We start from the raw sequence: 22,917 nt of genomic DNA on the forward strand, positions 1-22,917 counted from the left end.
CTTCCGGAGAGGGGCGCCCTCGGTGACGTGGAAGACGGGCTGTCAGCCCATGAACTCCCCGAAGGCAGGCCCATGAACTCTCTGAAGCTCAGCCCATGAACTTCTTGAACTCGTCCGGGAGCTCGAAGTCCTTGCCGCCCTGCTCGGGGAGCCCGAACGCGTTGCCGCCCTGGGCGGCGCCGGCCTCGCGGCGCTGAGCCTCTTCCAGTTCCTGCTGCTTGCGCTTCATCGGGTTGCCGGAGCGCTGCTTGCCCTTGGCCTGCTTGGGCTGCTTCTTGCTGCGGCCCGGGCCGCCGCCCATGCCCGGCATCCCCGGCATGCCGGGCATCCCGCCGCCCTGCGCCATGCGGGACATCATCTTGCGGGCCTCGAAGAACCGCTCGACCAGGCCCTTCACGGCGCTGACCTCGACGCCGGAGCCCTTGGCGATACGGGCGCGGCGCGAGCCGTTGATGATCGTCGGCTCCTGGCGCTCGGCCGGGGTCATCGACTTGATGATCGCGGCCGTACGGTCGACGTCCCGCTCGTCCAGGTTGTTGATCTGGTCCTTGATCTGGCCCATGCCGGGGAGCATGCCGAGCAGCTTGCTGATGCTGCCCATCTTCCTGACCTGCTCCATCTGGGACAGGAAGTCGTCGAGGGTGAAGTCCTGGCCCTTCTTGGACGCCAGCTTGGAGGCCATCTTCTCGGCCTCTTCTTGGCTGAACGTCTTCTCCGCCTGCTCGATCAGGGTGAGCAGGTCACCCATGTCGAGGATGCGGGAGGCCATCCGGTCCGGGTGGAAGGCGTCGAAGTCGTCGAGCTTCTCGCCGTTCGACGCGAACATGATCGGCTTGCCGGTGACCGAGGCGATCGACAGGGCCGCACCACCGCGGGCGTCGCCGTCGAGCTTGGAGAGCACCACGCCGTCGAAACCGACGCCGTCGCGGAAGGACTCGGCGGTGTTGACCGCGTCCTGGCCGATCATCGCGTCGACGACGAACAGGATCTCGTCCGGGGAGACCGCGTCGCGGATGTCCGCGGCCTGCCGCATCAGCTCCTGGTCGATGCCGAGGCGGCCCGCGGTGTCCACGATCACGATGTCGTGGACCTTGGACTTGGCGAACTCGATGGAGTCCTTGGCGACCTTGACCGGGTCACCGACGCCGTTGCCCGGCTCGGGCGCGTAGACCGCGACACCGGCGCGCTCGGCGACGACGCTGAGCTGGTTCACCGCGTTCGGGCGCTGGAGGTCGGCGGCGACGAGCAGCGGCGAGTGCCCCTGGTCCTTGAGCCACTTGCCGAGCTTGCCCGCGAGGGTCGTCTTACCGGCACCCTGGAGACCCGCGAGCATGATCACGGTCGGCGGGTTCTTGGCGAAGCGCAGCCGCCGGGTCTCGCCGCCGAGGATCGTGACGAGCTCGTCGTTGACGATCTTCAGGACCTGCTGGGCCGGGTTCAGCGCCTTGTTGACGTCGGCGCCGAGGGCGCGCTCCTTGACGTTCTTGATGAACGTACGGACGACGGGCAGCGCCACGTCCGCTTCGAGCAGCGCGATCCGGATCTCACGCGCGGTGGCGTCGATGTCCGCCTCGGAGAGCCGTCCCTTGCCGCGCAGGTTCTTGAAAGTGGCTGAGAGGCGATCAGAGAGAGTATCGAACACGGCGCTCGCGGTCCTCGGGGTCGGTGGCTATTGGGGAATCGCCCTCCAGGGTATCCCGGTCGCACAAGACCGGGTCACGGGTCAGGCCCGCAGGGTTTCCTCCAGTTTGCGCGCGACCGCCGTGGCCTCCTCGCCCGGCAGGGGTGTCCCCTCCGCCCCGGTGACGTAGAAGGCGTCCACCGCGTTCGAGCCCAGCGTGCTGACGTGCATGCTGCGCACCCGCACCTTCGCCTCGTCCAGCGCCCGGCCGATCCGGTGCAGCAGCCCAGGTGCGTCGTGCGCTCGCACCTCGATGACCGTGGCGTGCCGGGAGGCGGCCGGGGCGACCGTCACGCGGGCCGGCGGGGCCACGACACCCCGGCGGCGCGGATACGCGGCGTCCCGCTCCGCCAGCCGCCCCGCGATGTCCAGCGACCCGTCCAGGGCCCGTACGAGATCGGCGCGCAGCCGGGCCGCCTGCGGCAGGGAGCCGTACTCGGCGGCGACCCGCCAGTTGAGGAGCAGGACGGAGCCCTCCACGCCGTCCGGGAGGTCGAGCGCGCGCAGCTCCGCCGTACGGACCGTCAGGCGGTGCATCGCCAGGACGCCGGCCACCGCGGGCAGCACGCCCGGCTGGTCCGGTACGGCGATCAGCAGTTCCACGCCGAGGGGTTCGGGGTCGCCGGCGGGCTCGTCCTCGGAGGGGGGTTCGGTCTGGGCACGGAGCGCCAGCACCGGGCCGCCCGTCGCCACCGCCTCGATCGCGAGCCGTTCCTGTTCGGCGGTGGCCGCGCCCGCCTCGGGCTCCTCGGGGGCGTCCCCGGAGAGGACGGCGGCGACCCGCTTGACCAGGTCGGTGACGAGGCCGGCTCGCCAGGAGGACCAGGCGGCCGGGCCGGTGGCCAGCGCGTCCGCCTCGGTCAGCGCGTGCAGCAATTCCAGGGTGCTCGTCGTACCGACCGCCTCGGCGACCGAACGGACCGTCGCCGGATCCTCCAGGTCACGCCGGGTGGCCGTGTCGATGAGGAGGAGGTGATGCCGTACAAGAGCCGCGAGCACGGCCACGTCCGCGCGGTCGAAGCCGATGCGCGCGGCCACGTCCTTGGCGATGATCTCGCCGGCCACGGAGTGGTCGCCGGGCCAGCCCTTGCCGATGTCGTGCAGCAGCGCGGCGACCAGCAGGAGGTCGGGGCGGCTGACGCGGCGGGCGAACTCCGAGGCGCGGACGGCGGTTTCGATGAGGTGCCGGTCGACGGTCCAGATGTGCACGGCGTTGCGCTGCGGCCGGCAGCGCACCCGCTCCCAGTCGGGGAGGAGCCGGGTGATCAGGCCCTCCGCCTCCAGCGCCTCCCACACATCCACCGTGGGCTGCCCGGAGCCGAGCAGCGTCACGAGCTGCTCGCGCGCCTCGGCGGGCCAGGGCGTGGGCAGCGGACGCACGGCGGTCGCCATGCGCCGTACGGCGTGCAGCGAGAGCGGGAGACCGGCCTGCGCGGCGGCAGCGGCGGCGCGGAGCGGGAGGACCGGGTCGCGTTCGGGGCGGGCCGCACGGGCGAGCACCACCTCGCCGTCCTGCTCGACCACGCCCTCGGCGAGCGGGGAGCGCTCGGCGACGGGTTTGGCGCCCCCGCCGAGCATGGCCCGCAGCCTCGGCCGCACCGCACGGGACCGCAGCACGCGCCCCACTTCGCGCCAGGTGACATCACTGGCGTACGACACGACGCGTGCCGCTTCGTAGACCTGGCGCAGCAGGGTGTCCGCGTCCAGCAGGCCCAGCTCGGCGGCGACCTGGTCCTGCTCCTGGAGCGCGAGCCGGTCGGTCGCGCGTCCGGTGGTGAGGTGCAGGGCGTCGCGCACGTCGAGGAGACGGCGGCGGGCGTCGGCGAGGCCCTCGCGCGGGGCGTCGGCGAGCCAGGAGGCGGCTACGGCGCGCAGCGCGGTGGCGTCGCGCAGCCCGCCGCGGGCCTCCTTGAGGTCGGGTTCGAGGAGGTACTGCAACTCGCCCTGGCGCTCGGCGCGTTCGGCGCAGAGTTCCTGGAGTTCGGGGAGGCGCTTGGGCGCCTGGTTGCGCCAGTCGGCGAGGACGGCCGTCCGCAGGGAGGCGGTCAGGCCGAGGTCGCCGGCGATGTGGCGGGCGTCGAGGAGGCCGAGCTGGACCTTGAGGTCCTCGCCGGCGGTCTTGCGGGCCTCGGCGGGCGTACGGACGGAGTGGTCGAGGGCGAGGCCGAGGTCCCAGACCGGGTACCAGATGCGGTCGGCGAGCGCGGCGACCGCGCCGGAGTCGGAGCCGTCGTGCAGGAGGAGCAGGTCGAGGTCGCTGCGCGGGGAGAGTTCGCCGCGGCCGTAGCCGCCGACGGCGACCAGGGAGACGCCCTTGAGGGCTTCGTTGCCGGCGGTGAAGAGGCCGGTCAGCCAGTCGTCGGTCAGTTCGGCGAGGGCCGCACGGCGCGGCGGCCCGGACCGCGCCCCCTCAGTGAGGAGGCGCAGCCGGGCCGCCGCGTAGCCGCTGGGTCCGGAGTCCTCTGCATCCTTGCGCACGTCCGTACTCGTCACCCAGCGACTCCTGTTCTGTTTCTTTTTAGAGCGCGTCCGGTCCGCGCTCGCCGGTCCTGACCCGGACGGCCGTCTCGACCGGGAGGGACCAGACCTTGCCGTCACCGATCTTGCCGGTGCGGGCGGCCTTGACGATGACGTCGATCAGCTGCTCGGCGTCGTCGTCCTCGGCCAGCACCTCGATACGGATCTTGGGGACCAGGTCGACCGTGTACTCGGCGCCCCGGTAGACCTCGGTGTGTCCCCGCTGACGACCGTAGCCGCTCGCCTCGGTGACCGTCAGACCGTGGACCCCGAAGGCCTGGAGGGCTTCCTTGATCTCGTCGAGCCGGTGGGGCTTCACGACGGCGGTGATGAGCTTCATGCGTCCACCTTCTTCGTCTCCGTGGCGGTGGTGACGGAGCTGCCGCCGAAGCCGCCGCCGGCGCCGCTGAAGTCGTATGCGGTCTCGGCGTGCTCGGCCTGGTCGATGCCGGCGACCTCTTCGTCCTCGGTGACCCGCATGCCGATGGTCTTGTCGATGAGGAAGGCGAGGACCGCGGAGGCGACCAGGGAGTAGCCGAGGACCGCGCCGACACCGGCGAACTGCTTCCACAGCTGGGTGAAGGAGTGGTCGCCGTAGAAGACGCCGGTCGCGGCGGACTGGCCCTTGCCGGTGGCGAAGAAGCCGATCAGCAGGGAGCCGAGGATACCGCCGACCATGTGGACGCCGACGACGTCGAGGGAGTCGTCGATGTTGAACTTGTACTTCAGGCCGACGGCCGCGGCACAGCCGACACCGGCGATGGCGCCGACGGCGATCGCGCCGAGCGGGGAGACCGCACCACCGGACGGGGTGATGGCGACCAGACCGGCGACGGCACCCGAGGCCGCGCCGAGCGTGGTGAACGCGCCGTGGCGGATCTTCTCGTAGGCGAGCCAGGCGAGCATGGCGGCGGCGGTGGCGACCTGCGTGTTGACGAACATCAGCGCGCCGACGCCGTCGTCGTTGCCGAGCCACGAACCGGCGTTGAAGCCGAACCAGCCGAACCACAGCAGACCGCAGCCGAGCATGACCAGCGGAAGGCTGTGCGGACGCATGGGGTCACGCTTGAAGCCGACGCGCTTGCCGATGACCAGGATGACGCCGAGGGCGCCGGCACCGGCGTTGATGTGGACCGCCGTACCACCGGCGAAGTCGATCACACCGAGCTTGAAGGCCCAGCCGTCGCTGGCCCATACCCAGTGGGCGACCGGGACGTAGACGACCGTCAGCCACAGGGCGACGAAGAGCGCCCAGGCCGAGAACTTGACGCGGTCGGCGATGGCACCGCTTATCAGGGCCGGGGTGATGACGGCGAACATCATCTGGAAGACCATGAAAACGAAGATCGGGATGGTGTAGCCGTCCCAGAGTTCCGTCAGTCCGACGTTGCTCATGCCGAGCCAGTCGGAGTTGTAGCCGATGAAGCCGTTGCTCGAACCGAAGGCGAGCGAGAAGCCGTAGAGCACCCACAGAATGGTGACGATCCCGATGCTGATGAAACTCATCATCAGCATGTTCAGGGTGCTCTTGACGCGGACCATGCCTCCGTAGAAGAAGGCGAGTCCCGGTGTCATGAGCAACACCAGGGCGGAACAGATGAGCATGAAGCCTGTGTTCGCGGAGGACAGTTTGGGTGCCTCCGCGGCAAGCGTGATGGCGGCTGATGCCATCGGCGTCTCCTCGTCGGTTGTACGGCCCCGTGCGGGCGAAGCCTGGATGCGGTCCGGTCAAGGCGGGGGGTCCGGTTATGCGCCATGAGATTGGCGCAGCGCGGTTTCGGTCGAAGCCCCTCGATGTTTCGCCGGGGTGACGAAGGCGCCGTACGTGTTACGCGTCGATGAACCGCCGGATCTCCGGCCGGACGATCGTTATCGTGGCGCAACCTTTCCCGGCGGCCCGAAACCGGCCGCGCCCGGCCTTCCGGCGGCCCGGCGCGGGGGCGCCGGGGCATGGGGCTGGGGCCCTCGGGCGCTCTCCTACGGCTCGGTCGGGAGCGTCTCGACGAGGTCGACGTTTTCGGCCGGACCGCCGGCATCTCGCACCGCCCTGTGGACGGTCTTTCGAATACGAGTCACGAGGGGCCGACCGGTCGTCCGACCACCCGGCCCTCACCCGCCCCTACGGCACTGCCCGTAACGGAAACCGGCCGCGGTCGGCCTTCCGATGACCTGGCATGGGGGAGCCGAGTCGGGCGGTTCGGGAAGGCCGGCCGCGGCCGGGGCTCGGGGTGTTCAGACCGCTTCGGCGGTCTCCGGCAGCTCGATGGCGAGCCGCTCGGTGAGGTCGACGACCACGGCCAGCTCGCCGAAGTCGCGGACCGCGGTATCGACGGTCTTTCGGATACGAGTGTTCACGCGCTCGGAGCGCACCTTCTTGGCGACGGTCATCGCCTCCGTCGCCAGCACCGCGCTCTGCTCGGGTTCGCGCCGCAGCAGGTGCACGGTGGCCATGCCGATGAGATTGAGTGCGTACGACCGCTGGTGCACATCGTCCTTGGCGAAGAGGTCCACCGCCCGCTGCATGACGGGCTCGGCCAGCGAGGCGTAGGCGGGGCTGCGGCCGGCGACGTAGGCGAGGTCGCGATAGGAGTGCGAGTTCTCGCCGTACAGCTCGGCCTCGGAGAAGAAACGGATCCAGTCCGGGTCCGGGTCGTCCCAGTCGTGTACGTCCCCGAAGGTGTCCTCGGCCATCCGCACCGCCCGCTTGCACTTGCCGGGCTGGCCCATGTTGGCGTACGCGCGGGCCTCCATCGCATACAGCATCGACTGGGTGCGCGGGCTCGCGCAGTCCCGGCTGCCGTACTGCGCGAGGTGGATCAGCTCCAGGGCGTCGTCCGGCCGCCCGAGGTGGATCATCTGGCGGCTCATACTGGACAGGACGTACGACCCGAGCGGCTTGTCGCCGGCCTCCTTGGCGGCGTGCAGGGCGAGGACGAAGTACTTCTGGGCGGTGGGCTGGAGCCCCACGTCGTACGACATCCACCCGGCCAGCTCGGCGAGTTCGGCGGCGACCTTGAACAACTTGCGGTTGGTGGCCTCGGGTTGGGGCTCCTGGAGGAGGTCGGTCACCTCGTGCAGCTGTCCTACGACCGCCTTGCGGCGCAGGCCGCCGCCGCACTGGGCGTCCCACTTGCGGAACATCGCCGTGGTGGACTCCAGCAGCTCCAACTCGGGCCGGGAGAGCCGCCCGACCTGCCGGGAGGCGCTCACCGGCTCGGGCTCCGGCTGGTGGGCCGAGGGGCCGGGGACCAGCCAGCGCTGCATGGGCTCGATGAGCGTCGGTCCGGCGGACAGGGCCAGGGACGCGCCGAGGAAGCCGCGCCGGGCCAGCATGAGGTCGCTGCGGGAGAACTCGCTGAGCAGGGCCACCGTCTGCGGGGCGGTCCAGGGCAGGTCGACACCGGACACGGAGGGCGCCTGGCGGGCCGCGCGCAGCCCCAGGTCCTCGACCGAGACGACACAGCCGAAGCGCTCGGAGAACAGCTCCGAGAGGATCCTCGGGATCGGCTCGCGCGGGTTCTCGCCGTCCAGCCAGCGGCGCACGCGCGAGGTGTCCGTCGAGATGTGGTTGGCCCCCAACTGCCGTGCCCTGCGGTTGACTTGACGCGCCAGCTCGCCCTTGGACCAGCCGCTGCGCACGAACCACGAGCCGAGCAGCTCATTGGGGCGCTTGTCCGTACTGGCCGCGGTTGTCCCGCCTCCGCCGTTGCCGCCCACTGGAACGCCCCCATCCCTGGAACCACTTGTCGCCGCTGTGCGCCAAGCCCTATCAGAATGCCGGTAAATACGGCTTCCCGTCCCGCACTTGTCACCCTTCGAACGAGATGACGAGTTGCCTCCGGCATACCCACGAGCGCATGTGCCCCGAGGACTTGTGCACTCAAAGTAATCCTACGATCACCCGTCCAGCCACGGCGATCCCGGAAACGCCACCATTCGCCACCCCTTCGAATGAACCTACGGTTGCCCGCGCACGATTCACTTGACATAGGACGGACGAAGGTGGGCGCAGCGGTGCACGCAGGGGCGCGTGCCGCCGGGCACACCACCCGAGATGCTCCTGGACGCCGCCTGGATCCCGCGGCACCGGGTAGGCGTGGACGCAGAGTGACGATCCGCATCCGTCTCGTAACCACCGGTGCGTCGGACCCGTTGGAGGGGGCATGGGCTTCACGATCGGCAGCAGCCGGGGTATCCGCGACATCCGGTCCGGCACGCGCCGCCGCGGCCGCGCATCGGAGTGCACGGCGGTGGCCGAGTTCACCGGCCTGTGGGGCTGGGACGTGGTCGCGGGCGCCCGGGCCGCGGGCGGCGCGTGCTCCTGCGGCGACACGGCATGCCGTACGCCGGGCGCGCATCCGCTGACCTTCGCGCCCGAGGTGCGGGCCGGCGCGACCCTGGACGAAGTCACCGCGGCCTGGGCCGAGTTGCCGGGCGCGTCGGTGATGCTGCCGGTGGGCCGCGCGTTCGACGTGATCGAGGTGGCCGAGCCCGCCGGGCGCCGCGCGCTGGCCCGCCTGGAGCGGATGGGCCTCCCGCTCGGTCCGGTCGCCGCGACGCCCGACCACCGCGCCCACTTCTTCGTCGCCCCCGGCGCCGCCGCCGAACTCCCCACCCTCCTCTACCGCATGGGCTGGGACGACCCCACGTCCCTCGACCTACGCGGCCTCGGCCCCGGCACCCACATCACCGCACCGCCCTCCGACCGGGGAGGCCTGGGCCCGGTCCGCTGGCTCCGCTCCCCCGCGCTCGACTCCGCGACAAAGCCTCCGGCGGCACGCCTGTTGCTGGGCACGCTGGCGTATGTGGCACACAGGTCGCGGGCATAGCCGTAGAACGACGAAGTGCCCGTCCTCAAGGGTGAGTTGAGACCGGGCACTTCTTGGAACAGGGCTGACTGCAACGCGCCCCTTAGGGACGCGGGGCTGTGACATTTGCGGCTCCGCCGCGTGGGCGCGACCAGCCCCCATGGGGCCCGCAGCCAAAAACCGCGCCCCCGGCGAAGCACTAGTCGCCGATAAGGGCGTCAACAAACGCCTCAGGCTCGAACGGCGCCAGATCATCCGCCCCCTCACCAAGCCCGATCAGCTTGACCGGTACGCCCAGTTCACGCTGCACGGCAATCACGATGCCCCCCTTGGCCGTACCGTCCAGCTTGGTCAGCACGATCCCCGTGATGTCGACGACCTCGGCAAAGACCCGCGCCTGCACCAACCCGTTCTGCCCGGTGGTGGCGTCGAGCACGAGCAGGATCTCGTCGAGCGGCGCGTGCTTCTCCACGACCCGCTTCACCTTGCCCAGCTCGTCCATGAGCCCGGTCTTCGTGTGCAATCGCCCCGCCGTGTCGATGAGGACGACATCGACCCCCATCTCCTTGCCCTCCTTCACCGCGTCGAACGCGACGGAGGCGGGGTCACCGGCCTCGGGCCCGCGCACGGTGTGGGCCCCGACCCGCTCGCCCCAGGTCTGCAACTGGTCGGCGGCGGCGGCCCGGAAGGTGTCGGCGGCGCCGAGCACGACGGTCCGGCCGTCGGCCACGAGGACGCGGGCGAGCTTGCCGGTGGTGGTGGTCTTGCCGGTGCCGTTGACCCCGACGACCATCACGATGCCGGGCTTGCGGTCCTCGGGCTCGGTCTTCACGGTGCGGTCGATGTCGGTGCCGACCAGCTTGAGGAGTTCCTCGCGGAGCAGGGTGCGCAGCTCCTGCGGGGTACGGGTGCCGAGCACCTTCACGCGCTCGCGCAGCCCGTCGACCAGCTCCTGGGTGGGCGCCACGCCGACGTCGGCGGTGAGGAGGATCTCCTCGATCTCCTCCCAGGTGTCCTCGTCGAGGTGCTCACGGGACAGCAGCGTGAGCAGCCCCTGGCCGAGCGCGCTCTGCGAGCGGGAGAGCCGCGAGCGCAGCCGGACGAGCCGTCCGGCGGTCGGCTCGGGCACATCGAGTACGGGGGGTTCCTCGACGGCGACCGGGGCCGAACCGTCCGGAAGATCCACCTCCTCTATCGTCCGGCGCGCTTCGTCGCGCGGCGTCTCGGCCTCGTCGCCGACGTGCGGCTCGGCCGGCGGGGCGGTGATGTCGGGTACGGAGGTGGGCGGCGGGGGCAGCGGCTTCTTGCGCCGGCTGCCGACGACGAGCCCGCCGAGCGCACCGAGCACGACCACCGCGATGACTACAGCAAGGATGACGGTTTCCATAACCCACCCAGTATCAGCCATGGGTCTGGCCGCGGCCCAGTGCGGGCGCGGCCCGGGGCGTCGGCGACCCCTGACCTCGTACGCGCCGACGAGCTCGGACCGCCCGGACGGCCGTAGTCACACCCATGGCCATCTGATGAACCGTCAGCTACCGTCCCCCACCACACACGAAGGGGGACCTCCCATGCCCGTATCGGTCGTACGTTTCAACCTCGTCGAACCCGGTGCCACCCCCGCCTCGCTGAGCGCCCGCTACCGGGCCGCGCTGGAGATGGCCGCGTACGCCGACGAGCACGGGATCACCACCGTGCAGACGGAGGAGCACCACGGTGTCGCCAACAACTGGCTGCCGTCGCCCTTCGCCTTCGCGGGCGCGGTGTTCGGCGCGACCCGGCACATCGCGGTGACCGTGTCCGCGGTCATCGGCCCGCTGCACGACCCGCTGCGGCTGGCCGAGGACATCGCCGTACTCGATCTGCTCAGCGGCGGCCGGCTGGTGACCGTGGCCGGGATCGGTTACCGGCCCGAGGAGTACGCCCAGTTCGACGTGGACTGGAAGCGCCGGGGCGCACTCCAGGACGAGTTGCTGGAGACGGTCCTGAAGGCGTGGTCCGGGGAGGAGTTCGAGTACCGGGGCCGTACCGTACGGGTCACCCCGCGCCCCTTCTCCGACCCGCACCCCCTGCTGCTGGTCGGCGGTTCCTCGAAGGCCGCCGCGCGCCGGGCCGCCCGGCTGGGGCTGCCCTTCTTCCCCAGCGCGCACCTTCCCGACCTGGAGGCGTACTACAAGGACCGGCTGGTGGAGTACGGCACCGAGGGCTGGACCATGATGCCGGGCGCGGAGACCCCGCTGCTGCACATCGCCGAGGACCCGGACCGGGCCTGGGCCGAGTACGGCGCGCACTTCCTGCACGAGGCGCGGACGTACGCCTCCTGGCAGTCCGGGGAGATCCGCTCGGCGGTGAAGTCGGGGGCGACGACCGTGGCGGAGCTGCGCGCGGAGGGCGTCTACCGGATCCTCACGCCGGACGAGTGCGTGGCGCTGGGCCTCGACAATCTCGTACTGCATCCGCTGTCGGGCGGGATGCCGGTCGACGAGGGATGGCGCAGCCTGCGGCTGTTCGCGGAGCGGGTGCTGCCGCGGCTCGGGGAGTGAGCGGGGAGTGAGCGCGGAGTGACCTTTACCCGCAACCGGTGGACCGGCCGGTCGACCGGTGGTCCACTGCGGTCATGACCTTGGCTGTGGATGTGTTCCTGCGTGACGCGGACGGCCAGTGGAACGTGCTCGACGTTCCGGAGGGCTGCAACGACTCGGCCGGCTTCGAGAACTGGCGCGAGACCGTGTGGGGCTCGGCGCCCGTGCGCGCGCTGGGCGCCACGTACCTTCCCGTGCTGGCCTCCGGCGACCTGTACGTCGAGGCCTCGGACGTGCCGGACTTCCTGCGCGAGCTGGCGCTGCTGCGGGCGCATCTCGAACCGGTCGCCGCGGCGGTCGGCGAACGTCCCGACCTCGTCGAGAGCCGGCTGGACAACATCGAGTCGGCCGCCCTGCGCGCCCGGGACATCGGCGGCGGCGTCCTCATCTGGTGACCGAGGGATTCGGGGAGACGGGCGGCGGGGGATGAAGCCCGCCTCCCCGAGCTCATGAGAGGGGCCCGGTCAGCCCATCTCCTCCAGCTTCTTGCCCTTCGTCTCCTTCACGAACTTCAGGACGAACGGGATGGAGAGCACGGCGAAGACCGTGTAGATCACGTAGGTCGCGGAGAGGTTCCAGTCGGCCAGCGACGGGAAGCTCGCGGTGATGGCCCAGTTGGCGATCCACTGCGCGGAGGCGGCCACGCCGAGGGCGGCGGCGCGGATCCGGTTCGGGAACATCTCGCCGAGGAAGACCCAGACCACGACACCCCAGGACAGGGCGAAGAAGAGGACGAACACGTGGGCCGCGATCAGGGCGGTCCAGCCCTGTGCGCTGGGCAGCTTGCCGTCGACGAGATCGTAGGAGAAGGCCCAGGCCTCCAGCGCGAGACCGACGACCATGCCGACCGAGCCGATGAGGGCCAGCGGCCTGCGGCCGATGCGGTCCACGAAGATCATGGCGATCACGGTGCCGATGATGTTCACGATCGACGTCGTGAAGGAGTAGAAGAACGACTCCGTGGGGTCGACGCCGACCGACTGCCACAGCGTCGAGGAGTAGTAGAACGCGACGTTGATGCCGACGAGCTGTTGGAAGGCCGAGAGGCCGATACCGACCCAGACGATCGGCTTGAAGAAGAAGCCGCCACCGCCGAGCAGGTCCTTGAAGGTCGACTTGTGCTCGCTCTTCATCGCGTGCTCGATCTCGGCGACGCGGGCGTCCAGGTCGAGGTCGTCGCCCTCGACCTCTTTCAGCACCTCGTGGGCGCGGTCCAGCTTGCCCACGGAGATCAGGAAGCGCGGGGACTCGGGGATCGCGAAGGAGAGCAGGCCGTAGAGGACGGCCGGGATCACCATGACGCCGAGCATGACCTGCCAGGCCTCGATGCCCATGAGCTTGCCGCGCTGGTCGCCGCCGGCGGCGTTCAGCAGAGCCCAGTTGACCAGCTGCGAGATCGCGATGCCGATGACGATCGCGGCCTGCTGGAAGGAGCCGAGCCGGCCGCGGTAGGCGGGCGGGGAGACCTCGGCGATGTAGGCAGGGCCGATGACGGAGGCCATGCCGATGGCGAACCCGCCGATGATCCGCCAGAAGGCGAGGTCCCAGAGCGCGAAGGGCAGCGCCGAACCGACGGCGGAGATGGTGAACAGCACGGCGGATATCTGCATACAGCGGATACGGCCGATGCGGTCGGCTATCCGGCCGGCGGTCGCGGCGCCGATCGCACAGCCGATGAGGGCGATCGCGATGACCTGGGCGAGGGCCGCGGAGCCGATGTCGTAGCGGCTGCGGATCGCCTCGACGGCGCCGTTGATCACGGAACTGTCGTAGCCGAAGAGGAAGCCGCCCATCGCGGCCGCCGCCGCGATGAAGATGACGTGCCCGAGATGTTCGGGGTGAGCCGACCCGGCTCCTGACTGAGGTGCCTGCGCAGTGCTGGTCACGTGTAACTCCTCGGGCCACCGGCGTCGCTGCCGGGGTGGGGGGGCGACCCTTCCAGTGGCGCACAGCTTCCCGCTGCCCACCACCTGAAGGTAAAAGCAACGTCACAGAGACTATGCCTTCAAGTTTCGAAGCAAACAGCCGGGTACCTACGGAGTTCAACGCAAGGCGAGAGGAATATGTGTTCAAGAATTGAAGGTTTCAGCGGTGCAGGTAGAGCCGGTGCAGCCAACACGTACCCGCGTTCGGCTAACGCAGTCGCTGCGAGATGACCTTCGAGACCCCGTCGCCCTGCATGGAGACGCCGTACAACGCGTCGGCGACCTCCATCGTGCGCTTCTGGTGCGTGATCACGATCAGCTGCGAGGCCTCCTGCAGCTCCTGCATGATCCGGATCAGCCGCTGGAGGTTGGTGTCGTCGAGCGCCGCCTCGACCTCGTCCATCACATAGAACGGGCTGGGCCGTGCCTTGAAGATCGACACCAGCAGCGCTACGGCGGTGAGGGACCGCTCGCCGCCGGAGAGCAGCGAGAGCCGCTTGACCTTCTTGCCCGGCGGCCGGGCCTCCACATCGACACCCGTGGTCAGCATGTTGTCGGGATCGGTCAGGATCAGCCGCCCCTCACCACCGGGGAAGAGCCGGCTGAAGACACCCTCGAACTGGAGGGCCGTGTCCCGGTAGGCCTCGGTGAAGACCTGCTCGACGCGCTCGTCGACCTCCTTCACCACTTGAAGCAGGTCGGCACGGGTCTTCTTGAGGTCCTCCAACTGCTCGCTGAGGAACTTGTGCCGCTCCTCCAGCGCCGAGAACTCCTCCAGCGCGAGCGGGTTCACTTTCCCGAGCTGCTGGTACGCCCGTTCGGCGGACTTGAGCCGCTTCTCCTGCTCGGCGCGGTGGAAGGTACGCGGCTGGTTGCGCGGGTCCTCCGGGTCCTCGGGCAGGATCTCGCCCTCGGCGGCGAGCGAGGGCGGCACGAGCTGATGCGGCCCGTACTCCTCGATCAGTCCCGCCGGCTCCACCCCCAGCTCCTCCAGCGCCTTGCTCTCCAACTGCTCGATCCGCATCCGCTTCTCGGCACCGAGCACCTCACCGCGGTGCACCGAGTCGGTCAGCTTGTCGAGCTCGCCCTTGAGGTCGCGCCCCTGGTTCCGGGCGGCGGTCAACTCCTGCTCACGACGCGCCTTGGCGGCATCGGCGGCGGTGCGCTCCGCGTCGGCACGGCCGAGGGACACCTCGACATGCGCGAGCAGCTGCCGCGCCCCGACGGCGACGGCCTCGGCGACGGCGGCCTCGTGCCGCAACCGCGCGAGCCGCTGCTCCGCCCGAGCCCGCGCGTCGCGCTCCGCTCGGGCGGCACGGTCGAGGGAATCAGCACGCCCGGCAAGCCCCTTGACCCGCTCCTCATGCGTACGAACCTGAAGCCGCGCCTCCATCTCGGTCTGCCGAGCATTGGCCCCGTCAGCGGCGAGCCGATCCCGCACAGAGGTGTCAGGCTCTTCCTCGACAGGCAACTCCTCGGCCACGACCAGCCGTTCGGCCAACACCTCGGCCTCTTCTACGGCCTTGTCGAGCGCGTCCTGTGCCCGTGCCGCCGCCGCGGTCGAGCGCTCGGCCTCGCCTGCGGCGCCCCGCGCCTGTCCTGCCAGTCGGCCCAACTGCTGTGCCACGGCCGACTTTTCGCGTTCCGCGGCTCGGCGGCGCTCCCCCAACTCCTCGACCTGCGCGGCGCGTTCCTTGCGGAGTTCGGCCGCGGTCTGCTGGGTGTGGGCCAACTCCTCGCAGCGGACTGCCAGCTCTTCGAGTTCGGCGGCGGCTTCGTCTACGGAGGCTTGTACTTCGAGGAGGCTGGGGGCGCCTGCGGAGCCGCCGTGGGCGAAGTGGGCGCCCAGCAGGTCGCCTTCGGCGGTCACTGCGGTCAACTCGGGGTGTGTGTATACGAGTTGCTCGGCGTCTTCGAGGGTGTTCACGACGACGATGTTGTGGAGGAGGCGGCGGATGGCGGGCATGAGGTCGGCGGGGGCGCGTACCAGGTCTGCCGCGCAAGGTTGTTGGGCGGCTGCGGGTGCGTTGTGGCTGGGCGCGCCGTTCCCCGCGCCCCTTTGGGACGCCTCAGGCACCGGCGTTGAATCGCCTGCCAGGAGCAGCGCCGCGCGACCGCCGTCCTGTTTGCGCAGCAGTCTGATCGCGTCGGCCGCCGACGCCGGTGTCGTCACCGCGATCGCGTCCGCCGCCGCGCCGAAGGCCGCCGCCAGGGCTGTTTCGTAGCCCGGGGTCACCGTCAGAAGTTCCGCCGCCGGGCCCAGGATTCCGGTGAGGCGGTCGCGGGCGCCCAGCAGTATGCCGGTGCCGTCCTTGCGGCGTAGGCCCAGTGCCAGCGCGTCGCGGCGGGCCTGGGTGGCGGCGCGTTGGCGTTCCGCCGCCGTGGTCGCCTCCCGGGCTGCCGTCAGCGTGGCCTCCGCCTCGGCAAGTTGTCGCTTGACCTGCTCGTGCCGGTCGGAGAGTTGGACGTCGCCGACGTCGAGGCCGTCCACCTCGGCCTGGAGGGTCTCGTACTCCTCCTGCGCGGTGACCGCACGCTCCTGGGCCTCGTCGCGGGCGGCGGCCAGGCGGTCGATCTCGGCCTGGGCGGAGGCGGCGCGTGAACGGGCCGCGTTGACCTGGCCGCCCAGCCGGGCGAGGCCCTCGCGGCGGTCGGCGATGGAACGGGCCACGTCCTTCAACCGCCGTTCCTCGGCGGCGAGTTCGCGTTCCAGTTCGGAGCGGTGGGCGACCGTGTCCTCAAGGGCGTGCTCGGCCGCCTCCAGGGCCGCTTCCAGCTCGGCCTCCTGCTCGCGGATCCGGGCGGCCTCGCGCTCCATGTCCTCGGGGTCGCGGCCCCGCCGTTCCTCGGGGGGTGCGGAGGTCGCGCTCTTCACGCGGGCGTCGGCCAGCGAGATCGTGCCGCGTACCCGCTCGGCCAGTTGGGACAGCTCGTACCAGGTCTGCTGGGCACGCTGGAGGCGCGGCGTGAGCTGCCGTACCTCGTCCTCCAGGAGTCCCTCACGCTGGAGCGCCTTCCTCAACTCCAGCTCGGCGGCCTCCTTGCGTTCCTTCAGCGCGGCCTCGTCGGCGATCTCGGTGTTCAGCGCCTGGCGCAGTCGTACGAGATCGTCTGCCAACAGCCTCAGGCGCGCGTCTCGGAGATCCGCCTGGATGACGGCGGCGCGGCGGGCGACCGCGGCCTGGCGGCCCAGGGGCTTGAGCTGGCGGCGGAGTTCGTCCGTGAGGTCCTGCACGCGCGCGAGGTTGGCCTGCATCGCGTCCAGTTTCCGCAGCGCCTTCTCCTTGCGCTTGCGGTGCTTGAGGACGCCGGCCGCTTCCTCGATGAAGGCGCGGCGGCCCATGGGGTCGGCGTGCAGGACGGAGTCGAGCTGGCCCTGGCCGACGATGACGTGCATCTCGCGGCCGATGCCGGAGTCGGAGAGGAGTTCCTGGATGTCGAGGAGGCGACACGTGTCGCCGTTGATCTGGTACTCGCTGCCGCCGTTGCGGAACATGATCCGCGTGATGGTGACCTCGGCGTACTCGATGGGCAGTGCCCCGTCGGAGTTGTCGATGGTCAGGGACACCTCGGCGCGGCCCAGCGGGGGGCGACCGGTGGTGCCGGCGAAGATGACGTCCTCCATCTTGCCGCCGCGCAGCGACTTGGCGCCCTGTTCGCCCATGACCCAGCTGAGCGCGTCCACGACATTGGACTTGCCCGAGCCGTTCGGACCGACGACGCACGTGATTCCCGGCTCGAACCGGAGCGTGGTCGCCGAGGCGAACGATTTGAACCCCCGGAGGGTCAGGGCCTTGAGGTGCACGCCGCTGGACTCTACCTCCCGCCGCTCGCTCTCTCCATGAACGTCCGGTTCCCCGCGGTTTCGCCCTTGAACGTGCAGGGCACACCAAACGTTAAAGAGGGTGGAGGCATACGGGGGAAAGAAAGAAGGGACGCCGAAGCGTCCCTTGCAAACTCTGACAGCTCAGCGGTTGATACGGGCAGCTCAACCACTGCTTGTCATGGTGCGTAGCAGTGATCAGGTGAGCGCGGGCTCAGCCTGGCGTACGTCGATGCTCTCGAGAAGCGAATCGTGAGTTGCGGCAGCCGTCAGCGCGTCGTTCTCTTCCTGGATCCGAACGAGCTCGGATTCCAGGTCCTGGACGCGCTGCTGGAGCCGTCGCATCTCGGCGAGGAGTCGCGGGTCGGAGCCGCCGACGTAACCGAGAAGCGCCTTTGCCATGATGGATGGTCCTCCACACTGAGTGACCGACCGAAGCGGTGTGGGTCGTGAGGGAATCGCACCCGCGGTGCTTGACAGTCTTGAGTGTTGTTCTGCTGTTCTTCCATGCCAAACAGCTAAGGTGCGCGGGGCTTTCAGAGTCTCACCAAAAAGTTTGACGGTCAACACGATCACGCCCCGTATTGGCGGGCATCCCGGGGGCACGCGGCCCTGACCGGGCGGCGCTGCGACTCCTGCGGGCCTCGCTGGATATGGCGATCATCCTTGGATCCGGAGCCTGCCAGAGCGAGCCGTTCTTGGCAACCAGCAGGTCATTTCTGCTGTGGGCACCTGCCGGTGGCATGTCCCTCCGCGTCCGCCAGGGCCGCTTTACACGGTTTCGCAGATTGTGCTCAGCGGATCGCGAAGCCGTCGTAACCGCCGCGAGGTGTGTCCCAGATCTCGGTGACGCCGTCCACGCGCCCGGGCGTGTCGTGCCCCTGGAGCCAGCCGAGCAGTCCTTCGCAGCCCTCCCGCGATCCCTCCGCGACCACTTGCACGCGTCCGTCGCCCAAATTGAGAGCAAAACCACTCAGGCCGCCGATCTCCAGGGCTTTGGCACGGGTAAACCACCGAAAACCCACACCTTGCACACGCCCTCGCACCCAGGCGACCAACCGCACATCCTCGCTCATGGCTGCAACCTAACCGGCCAATGTCTCTCTGGACACTTGCTCCCCTCGCGCCATGCGGTACCGTCCGCCCCAATGAATCTCATATGAAACTCACTCGATCGAGTGAGCTGGGTCACCGCACGGACGAGTTGACCGCAAGGACGAAAGGCAAGGACATGGGACGCCACCGACGCTCCGCCGCCGGCCGCGCCGCCACGGGCCGCGCCACGGGGGTCACAGAGACGCACGGCTCATACACGAGCGGCTACGACCCGCATGACTCGTACGACTGGAACGACCGCTCCGACCACTCCGACCACTTCGGCCGCAACGACCGCTTCGACTGGAACCCGGCCGACGGCTCGACGATCGGCATGGCGCCCTATCTCCACCCGGAGGGTCCCGCCGAGTTCCACCAGAACCACCAGTCCCCCGCGGACCACCGGGTCCACGAGGTGCACACGAACCACGAGGTCCCGCCGAAGAGCGAGGCCCGGCTGCGGGCGGAGACCCGGCTGAAGGCCGAGTCCAGCCTGAAGAGCGAGGCCTATCTCTTCGCCACCCAGGAGGACTACGCCGTGGTCTTCCCGGAGGCGGCCGGCGCCTCCGCGCGGGGCGACGGCTCGCGCTCGGGCCGTGGGCGCCGCCGTAAGCGCAAGAGCGTGTCGCCGGCGGTCAAGTCCGGTCTGCTCGGTGTCTCCGCAGCCGTCGCCATCGGCACGGTGGCGGTCGCCGCGGGCGCGATGCCGGGGCTGGACAACTACAAGCTCGGCGGTGGCGGCGGCTCGGACAAGGTGCAGGCCGCCGGTTCACCGAGCAACTCGGCAACCGAGCAGGGCGGTACCTCCGGCAACGCGGAGTCCCGCGACGACGGCTCGTCCACGAGCCGCGACGCGAACCGCGCGGCCTCTCCCTCGGCGGCTCCGACCAAGTCCGCCACCGCGCCCGCCACGAAGGCCCCTGCGAAGAAGCCGGCGGCCACCCCCACCGAGGAGCCGACGACGTCGACTCCCTCGGCGAAGCCCACCACTCCGACGCCTACGCAGTCCGCGGACACCCCGGTGACGGTCTCCGCGGAGGCCGCCGCCGAGGCCGAGGTGCTCAAGCTCGTCAACGAGCAGCGGGCACTCGTCGGTTGCAGCCCGGTGGCCGCCAACAGTTCGCTGACCACGCTGGCCGAGAACTTCAGCCAGCAGATGGCCGACCAGGACTTCTTCGACCACACCGACCCCAGCGGGGCCACCCCGTGGGACCGGGCGGAGAAGCTCGGCATCACCAACCTCGGCGGCGAGAACATCGCCCGCGGCCAGGCCGACGCGGCCGCGGTCATGGACGCCTGGATGAACAGCGCCGGCCACAAGGCCAACATTCTGAACTGCGACTTCAAGACCCTGGGTGTCGGTGTGCACTTCGGCGCCGAGGGCCCCTGGTGGACGCAGGACTTCGGCTACTAGGCCGGGTACCGGTCCGACCGACCAGGACAGGGAGCGCTAACCACTGGTTAGTGCTCCCTTCTGGTAAGCGCCGCGTTCGCGTACGCTTGTGCGCTATGGACACCACCCAGGAGCGTACGGAGGAGCAGAACTTCCCGTACAGCGTCTTCGCGAAGGCCTGCCCCTCCCGAGGCACCCTGGAGCACGTCACGGGCCGCTGGGGCGGACTCACCCTGTGCGCGCTGCACGAGGGCTCGCTGCGCTTCAATGAACTGCGGCGCCGCGTCGACGGCGTGAGCGAGAAGATGCTCTCCCAGACCCTGCACGCCCTGGAGCGCGACGGCCTGGTCCACCGCGAGGCCCAGCCGACCAACCCACCGCGCGTGGACTACGAGTTGACCCCGCTGGGCCACGGCGTCGCCGAACGCCTCATGGGACTCGTCGACTTCGTGGAGGGCCGCATGGACGAGGTCCTGAAGGCCCGGACGCGCTACGACGGGACACGGGACGACCACTAGGACCTGTCCGGCGGATCATGCCGCAGACTCGGGGCCCGGCACGCCCACCTGCGGCGTTGCCGTCGGTCGCCGACGTCCCCAGCCTTCGGCCGGGAGGTGCCCCCACCGCGTCGCCTCGCTCCTCCGCCTTGCAGTCGGACGCACCCGACCCCGCTCACCGGCGCCGATCAGGCACCGTCACTGTCCCGCGACCTGATTCGCCGGACGGGCCCTAGGCCCGCGACGCCGCCTTGATCCGCCGGCCTTCGCCACCCGCCCGCCTCCGCCGTGGCTACCGCGAAACCCGCGAAGGCGTCTTGAAACTCGCCGGTCCCGTCCCAACCCAGCGAGCCCGCCCCTCAGCGCCCGCTGCTCCCCTTGGCTCCGCCAGGCCCGCGACAGTCAGGACCCTCTGACCTTCGCGGCCGGCCTGGCCTGCCCTTCCACGTCCGCCGGCTCCCGGCCTCCCGCCAGGCCCACAACGGCATCCCGACCCGCCAACCCTCTGGCCCCCGCCAAGCCCGCGACGGCGTCTGGATCCGCCGGCCCCCTCGCCGCCGCCTAACTCCTCGGCGCCCGCTAACTCCTCGGCGCCCGCTGGCACTTCGGGCAGAAATAGCTCGACCGGTTCATCCACGCCTGCCGCTTCATCGGCGTACCGCAGCGCCGGCACGGCAGTCCCTCGCGGCCGTACGCGTCGAGCGAGCGGTCGAAGTAGCCGGACTCCCCGTTGACGTTGACGTACAGGCTGTCGAAGCTGGTGCCGCCCACGTCGAGGGCCGCGTTCATCACATCCCGTGCGTGGCCCAGGAGTTCGGCGGTGCGCGGGCGGGTGAAGGTCGCGGTCGGGCGTTCGTAGTGGACGCGGGCCCGCCAAAGGGCCTCGTCCGCATAGATGTTGCCGACCCCGCTGATCAACGACTGGTCCAGCAGGGCCCGTTTGATCGTCGTGCGCTTGCGGCGCAGGTTCTGGTGGAACAACTCGTCGTCGAACAACGGGTCCAGGGGATCACGCGCGATGTGCGCGATGACGTCCGGCAGCCCGTCCGGGGTGGTGTCGTGCAACGACAGCCCACCGAAGGTGCGTTGGTCGACGAAGCGGAGTTCGGTACCGAGGCCGTCCGCGAACCGGACCCTGATACGCAGGTGCTTCTCGTCGGGGAACTCGTGCTGCTGGACCAGGAGTTGACCACTCATCCCGAGGTGGGCCAGCACCGCCTGATGGGTGTCCTCCAACGGCAGCCACAGGTACTTGCCGCGACGGCTCGGGGTGCCGATGCGATGCCCCTTGAGCCGGTGCGCGAAGTCGTCGGCGCCGGCGACATGACGTCGTACCGCACGCGGATGCAGCACCTCGGCATCGGCGACGGTGCGCTGGGCGACCCACCGCTCCAGACCCCGCCGGACTACCTCGACCTCGGGCAACTCGGGCATGGCATCCCCTGCTGGTCACGGGTGAACGATCCGAGCGCCCGCCCCACTCGGGGACGGGCGCTCGGGTCGTACTGCTTGGTCAGGCGGACGCCGACGACGGGTCGGCGCTTTCCTCGGCAGGCTGCTCAGCGGCCTCGGTGGCGGGCTCGGCGGCCTGTTCGGCCGCCTCTTTCGCCTTCTTGGCGGTCTCGACGGCCAGTTGTCCGGCCGCTTCCTCCGCCTTCTTGGCTCGCTCGTCCGCGTCGGCCCGGATGGACCGCCAGGCGGACTCGGCGGCCTGCTGCTCCGCCTCCTTCTTGCTGCGGCCGGTGCCGGTGCCGTACGAGACGCCTCCGACGCGGGCGGCAGCAGTGAAGGTCTTCTCGTGATCGGGGCCGGTCTCCGTGACCAGGTACTCGGGGACACCGAGTCCTTCGGTCGCGGTGAGCTCCTGGAGACTGGTCTTCCAGTCCAGGCCGGCACCGAGGTTCGAGGACTTCTCGATGAGCGGGTCGAACAGGCGGTGCACCAGTTCGGAGGCCGCGTCGAGGCCCTGGTCGAGATAGACCGCGCCGATCACCGCTTCAAGGGTGTCGGCGAGGATGGACGCCTTGTCCCGGCCACCCGTGCCCTCTTCGCCCCGGCCGAGCCGGATGAAGGAGCCGAGTTCCAGACCGCGACCGACCTCCGCCAACGCACGAGAATTGACCACCGCGGCCCGCAGCTTGGCCAGTTGGCCTTCGGGCAGATCGGGGTGGGTCGTGTACAGCGTGTCCGTGACGACGAGGCCGAGCACGGAGTCCCCGAGGAACTCCAGCCGCTCGTTCGTCGGCAGACCGCCGTTCTCGTACGCGTACGAACGGTGGGTCAGCGCACGCACCAGAAGGGCGGACTCGAGGTGATACCCGAGCCGCCCTTCCAACAGCGTGTGGGACGAGGCCGTGTCCGCGTGTTTCTTGGCGGCTGAGTCCGCCTTGACGTCAGACATGAAACCTCTCACCAGCCGCTCAGACCTCGAGGACCTGGCGCTTGTTGTACGTGCCGCAAGAAGGGCACGCGATGTGCTGCTGCTTGGGCTCGTGGCAGCGCTCGCACGCAACCAGAGGGGTGACCGCAGCCTTCCACTGCGACCGGCGGTGGCGCGTGTTGCTGCGCGACATCTTCCGCTTCGGAACAGCCACGG

General features: G+C 70.0%; 18 protein-coding genes. 5 read left to right on the top strand and 13 right to left on the bottom strand.

Going from position 1 to position 22,917, the window contains the following annotated elements; translation table 11 throughout:
* Positions 1–88: 88 nt before the first annotated feature.
* From ffh to ACIRRY_RS30525, 5 genes are all read right to left on the bottom strand, one after another.
* Positions 89–1,642: a signal recognition particle protein gene (ffh, locus tag ACIRRY_RS30505; RefSeq protein ID WP_403978752.1), complete on the bottom strand. Its 1,554-nt coding sequence runs from the start codon at positions 1,640–1,642 to the stop codon at positions 89–91.
* A gap of 81 nt (positions 1,643–1,723) precedes the next feature.
* Complete coding sequence (locus ACIRRY_RS30510) at positions 1,724–4,174, bottom strand: [protein-PII] uridylyltransferase (RefSeq protein ID WP_403978755.1); 2,451 nt, start codon at positions 4,172–4,174, stop codon at positions 1,724–1,726.
* Positions 4,175–4,199: 25 nt separating this feature from the next.
* Positions 4,200–4,538 (bottom strand): P-II family nitrogen regulator, encoded by a 339-nt coding sequence (locus ACIRRY_RS30515; RefSeq protein WP_003997576.1) that lies wholly within the window; start codon positions 4,536–4,538, stop codon positions 4,200–4,202.
* Positions 4,535–5,869 carry an ammonium transporter gene (locus ACIRRY_RS30520; RefSeq protein ID WP_403978757.1) on the bottom strand — a complete coding sequence of 445 codons (1,335 nt, stop codon included), beginning with the start codon at positions 5,867–5,869 and terminating at the stop codon, positions 4,535–4,537. The genes ACIRRY_RS30515 and ACIRRY_RS30520 overlap by 4 nt, the downstream gene beginning before the upstream one ends.
* Positions 5,870–6,430: 561 nt before the next feature.
* The gene (locus ACIRRY_RS30525) at positions 6,431–7,915 is read right to left on the bottom strand and encodes a hypothetical protein (protein WP_403978760.1); all 1,485 of its coding nucleotides are present in this window, start codon (positions 7,913–7,915) and stop codon (positions 6,431–6,433) included.
* A 446-nt stretch (positions 7,916–8,361) separates the two neighbouring features.
* Here ACIRRY_RS30525 and ACIRRY_RS30530 point away from each other — a divergent pair, with 446 nt between their 5' ends.
* A complete protein-coding gene (locus tag ACIRRY_RS30530; protein ID WP_403978763.1) occupies positions 8,362–9,027 on the top strand; it encodes a bifunctional DNA primase/polymerase in 666 nt (221 codons plus the stop codon).
* A 178-nt stretch (positions 9,028–9,205) separates the two neighbouring features.
* Here the strand turns inward: ACIRRY_RS30530 and ftsY are convergent, their stop codons facing one another.
* On the bottom strand, positions 9,206–10,393 hold the full coding sequence (gene ftsY / locus ACIRRY_RS30535) for a signal recognition particle-docking protein FtsY (RefSeq protein ID WP_403978766.1): 1,188 nt from the start codon (positions 10,391–10,393) through the stop codon (positions 9,206–9,208).
* A 184-nt stretch (positions 10,394–10,577) separates the two neighbouring features.
* Here ftsY and ACIRRY_RS30540 point away from each other — a divergent pair, with 184 nt between their 5' ends.
* Positions 10,578–11,549, top strand: coding sequence for an LLM class flavin-dependent oxidoreductase (locus ACIRRY_RS30540; protein WP_403978769.1), 972 nt, complete (start codon positions 10,578–10,580; stop codon positions 11,547–11,549).
* 74 nt (positions 11,550–11,623) lie between these two features.
* Positions 11,624–11,983: a hypothetical protein gene (locus tag ACIRRY_RS30545; protein ID WP_403978771.1), complete on the top strand. Its 360-nt coding sequence runs from the start codon at positions 11,624–11,626 to the stop codon at positions 11,981–11,983.
* Positions 11,984–12,052: 69 nt separating this feature from the next.
* On the opposite strand, the gene ACIRRY_RS30550 is transcribed toward ACIRRY_RS30545, so the two are convergent.
* From ACIRRY_RS30550 to ACIRRY_RS30565, 4 genes are all read right to left on the bottom strand, one after another.
* Complete coding sequence (locus tag ACIRRY_RS30550) at positions 12,053–13,474, bottom strand: sugar porter family MFS transporter (protein ID WP_403978774.1); 1,422 nt, start codon at positions 13,472–13,474, stop codon at positions 12,053–12,055.
* Between the two features lie 247 nt (positions 13,475–13,721).
* The gene (gene smc / locus ACIRRY_RS30555) at positions 13,722–17,318 is read right to left on the bottom strand and encodes a chromosome segregation protein SMC (RefSeq protein ID WP_403978776.1); all 3,597 of its coding nucleotides are present in this window, start codon (positions 17,316–17,318) and stop codon (positions 13,722–13,724) included.
* A gap of 216 nt (positions 17,319–17,534) precedes the next feature.
* Positions 17,535–17,738, bottom strand: a complete 204-nt coding sequence (locus tag ACIRRY_RS30560; protein WP_329258332.1) for a hypothetical protein — start codon at positions 17,736–17,738, stop codon at positions 17,535–17,537.
* Between the two features lie 392 nt (positions 17,739–18,130).
* Complete coding sequence (locus ACIRRY_RS30565; RefSeq protein WP_200681860.1) at positions 18,131–18,412, bottom strand: acylphosphatase; 282 nt, start codon at positions 18,410–18,412, stop codon at positions 18,131–18,133.
* Between the two features lie 155 nt (positions 18,413–18,567).
* On the opposite strand from ACIRRY_RS30565, the gene ACIRRY_RS30570 reads away from it, so the two are divergent.
* Positions 18,568–19,845, top strand: a complete 1,278-nt coding sequence (locus ACIRRY_RS30570) for a CAP domain-containing protein (RefSeq protein WP_403978781.1) — start codon at positions 18,568–18,570, stop codon at positions 19,843–19,845.
* 95 nt (positions 19,846–19,940) lie between these two features.
* Complete coding sequence (locus ACIRRY_RS30575) at positions 19,941–20,342, top strand: winged helix-turn-helix transcriptional regulator (RefSeq protein ID WP_403978784.1); 402 nt, start codon at positions 19,941–19,943, stop codon at positions 20,340–20,342.
* A gap of 558 nt (positions 20,343–20,900) precedes the next feature.
* Here the strand turns inward: ACIRRY_RS30575 and mutM are convergent.
* From mutM to rpmF, 3 genes are all read right to left on the bottom strand, one after another.
* Positions 20,901–21,755: a bifunctional DNA-formamidopyrimidine glycosylase/DNA-(apurinic or apyrimidinic site) lyase gene (gene mutM, locus ACIRRY_RS30580; RefSeq protein WP_403978787.1), complete on the bottom strand. Its 855-nt coding sequence runs from the start codon at positions 21,753–21,755 to the stop codon at positions 20,901–20,903.
* A 79-nt stretch (positions 21,756–21,834) separates the two neighbouring features.
* Positions 21,835–22,722 carry a ribonuclease III gene (gene rnc, locus ACIRRY_RS30585; protein ID WP_403978790.1) on the bottom strand — a complete coding sequence of 296 codons (888 nt, stop codon included), beginning with the start codon at positions 22,720–22,722 and terminating at the stop codon, positions 21,835–21,837.
* Positions 22,723–22,741: 19 nt separating this feature from the next.
* Positions 22,742–22,915: a 50S ribosomal protein L32 gene (rpmF, locus tag ACIRRY_RS30590; protein WP_015657589.1), complete on the bottom strand. Its 174-nt coding sequence runs from the start codon at positions 22,913–22,915 to the stop codon at positions 22,742–22,744.
* Between the last annotated feature and the right edge of the window lie 2 nt (positions 22,916–22,917).

Source organism: Streptomyces sp. NPDC101776 (genome assembly GCF_044766845.1).
Classification (GTDB): Bacteria; Actinomycetota; Actinomycetes; order Streptomycetales; family Streptomycetaceae; genus Streptomyces.

Bases quoted from the DNA above. Each gene is read 5' to 3' on its own strand.
- ACIRRY_RS30520 (WP_403978757.1), bottom strand. From the start codon at position 5,869: ATGGCATCAGCCGCCATCACGCTTGCCGCGGAGGCACCCAAACTGTCC.
- ftsY (WP_403978766.1), bottom strand. From the start codon at position 10,393: ATGGAAACCGTCATCCTTGCTGTAGTCATCGCGGTGGTCGTGCTCGGT.
- ACIRRY_RS30560 (WP_329258332.1), bottom strand. From the start codon at position 17,738: ATGGCAAAGGCGCTTCTCGGTTACGTCGGCGGCTCCGACCCGCGACTC.
- mutM (WP_403978787.1), bottom strand. From the start codon at position 21,755: ATGCCCGAGTTGCCCGAGGTCGAGGTAGTCCGGCGGGGTCTGGAGCGG.
- ACIRRY_RS30515 (WP_003997576.1), bottom strand. From the start codon at position 4,538: ATGAAGCTCATCACCGCCGTCGTGAAGCCCCACCGGCTCGACGAGATC.
- ACIRRY_RS30530 (WP_403978763.1), top strand. From the start codon at position 8,362: ATGGGCTTCACGATCGGCAGCAGCCGGGGTATCCGCGACATCCGGTCC.
- ACIRRY_RS30540 (WP_403978769.1), top strand. From the start codon at position 10,578: ATGCCCGTATCGGTCGTACGTTTCAACCTCGTCGAACCCGGTGCCACC.
- ACIRRY_RS30575 (WP_403978784.1), top strand. From the start codon at position 19,941: ATGGACACCACCCAGGAGCGTACGGAGGAGCAGAACTTCCCGTACAGC.
- ACIRRY_RS30545 (WP_403978771.1), top strand. From the start codon at position 11,624: ATGACCTTGGCTGTGGATGTGTTCCTGCGTGACGCGGACGGCCAGTGG.
- rnc (WP_403978790.1), bottom strand. From the start codon at position 22,722: ATGTCTGACGTCAAGGCGGACTCAGCCGCCAAGAAACACGCGGACACG.
- ACIRRY_RS30570 (WP_403978781.1), top strand. From the start codon at position 18,568: ATGGGACGCCACCGACGCTCCGCCGCCGGCCGCGCCGCCACGGGCCGC.
- ACIRRY_RS30565 (WP_200681860.1), bottom strand. From the start codon at position 18,412: ATGAGCGAGGATGTGCGGTTGGTCGCCTGGGTGCGAGGGCGTGTGCAA.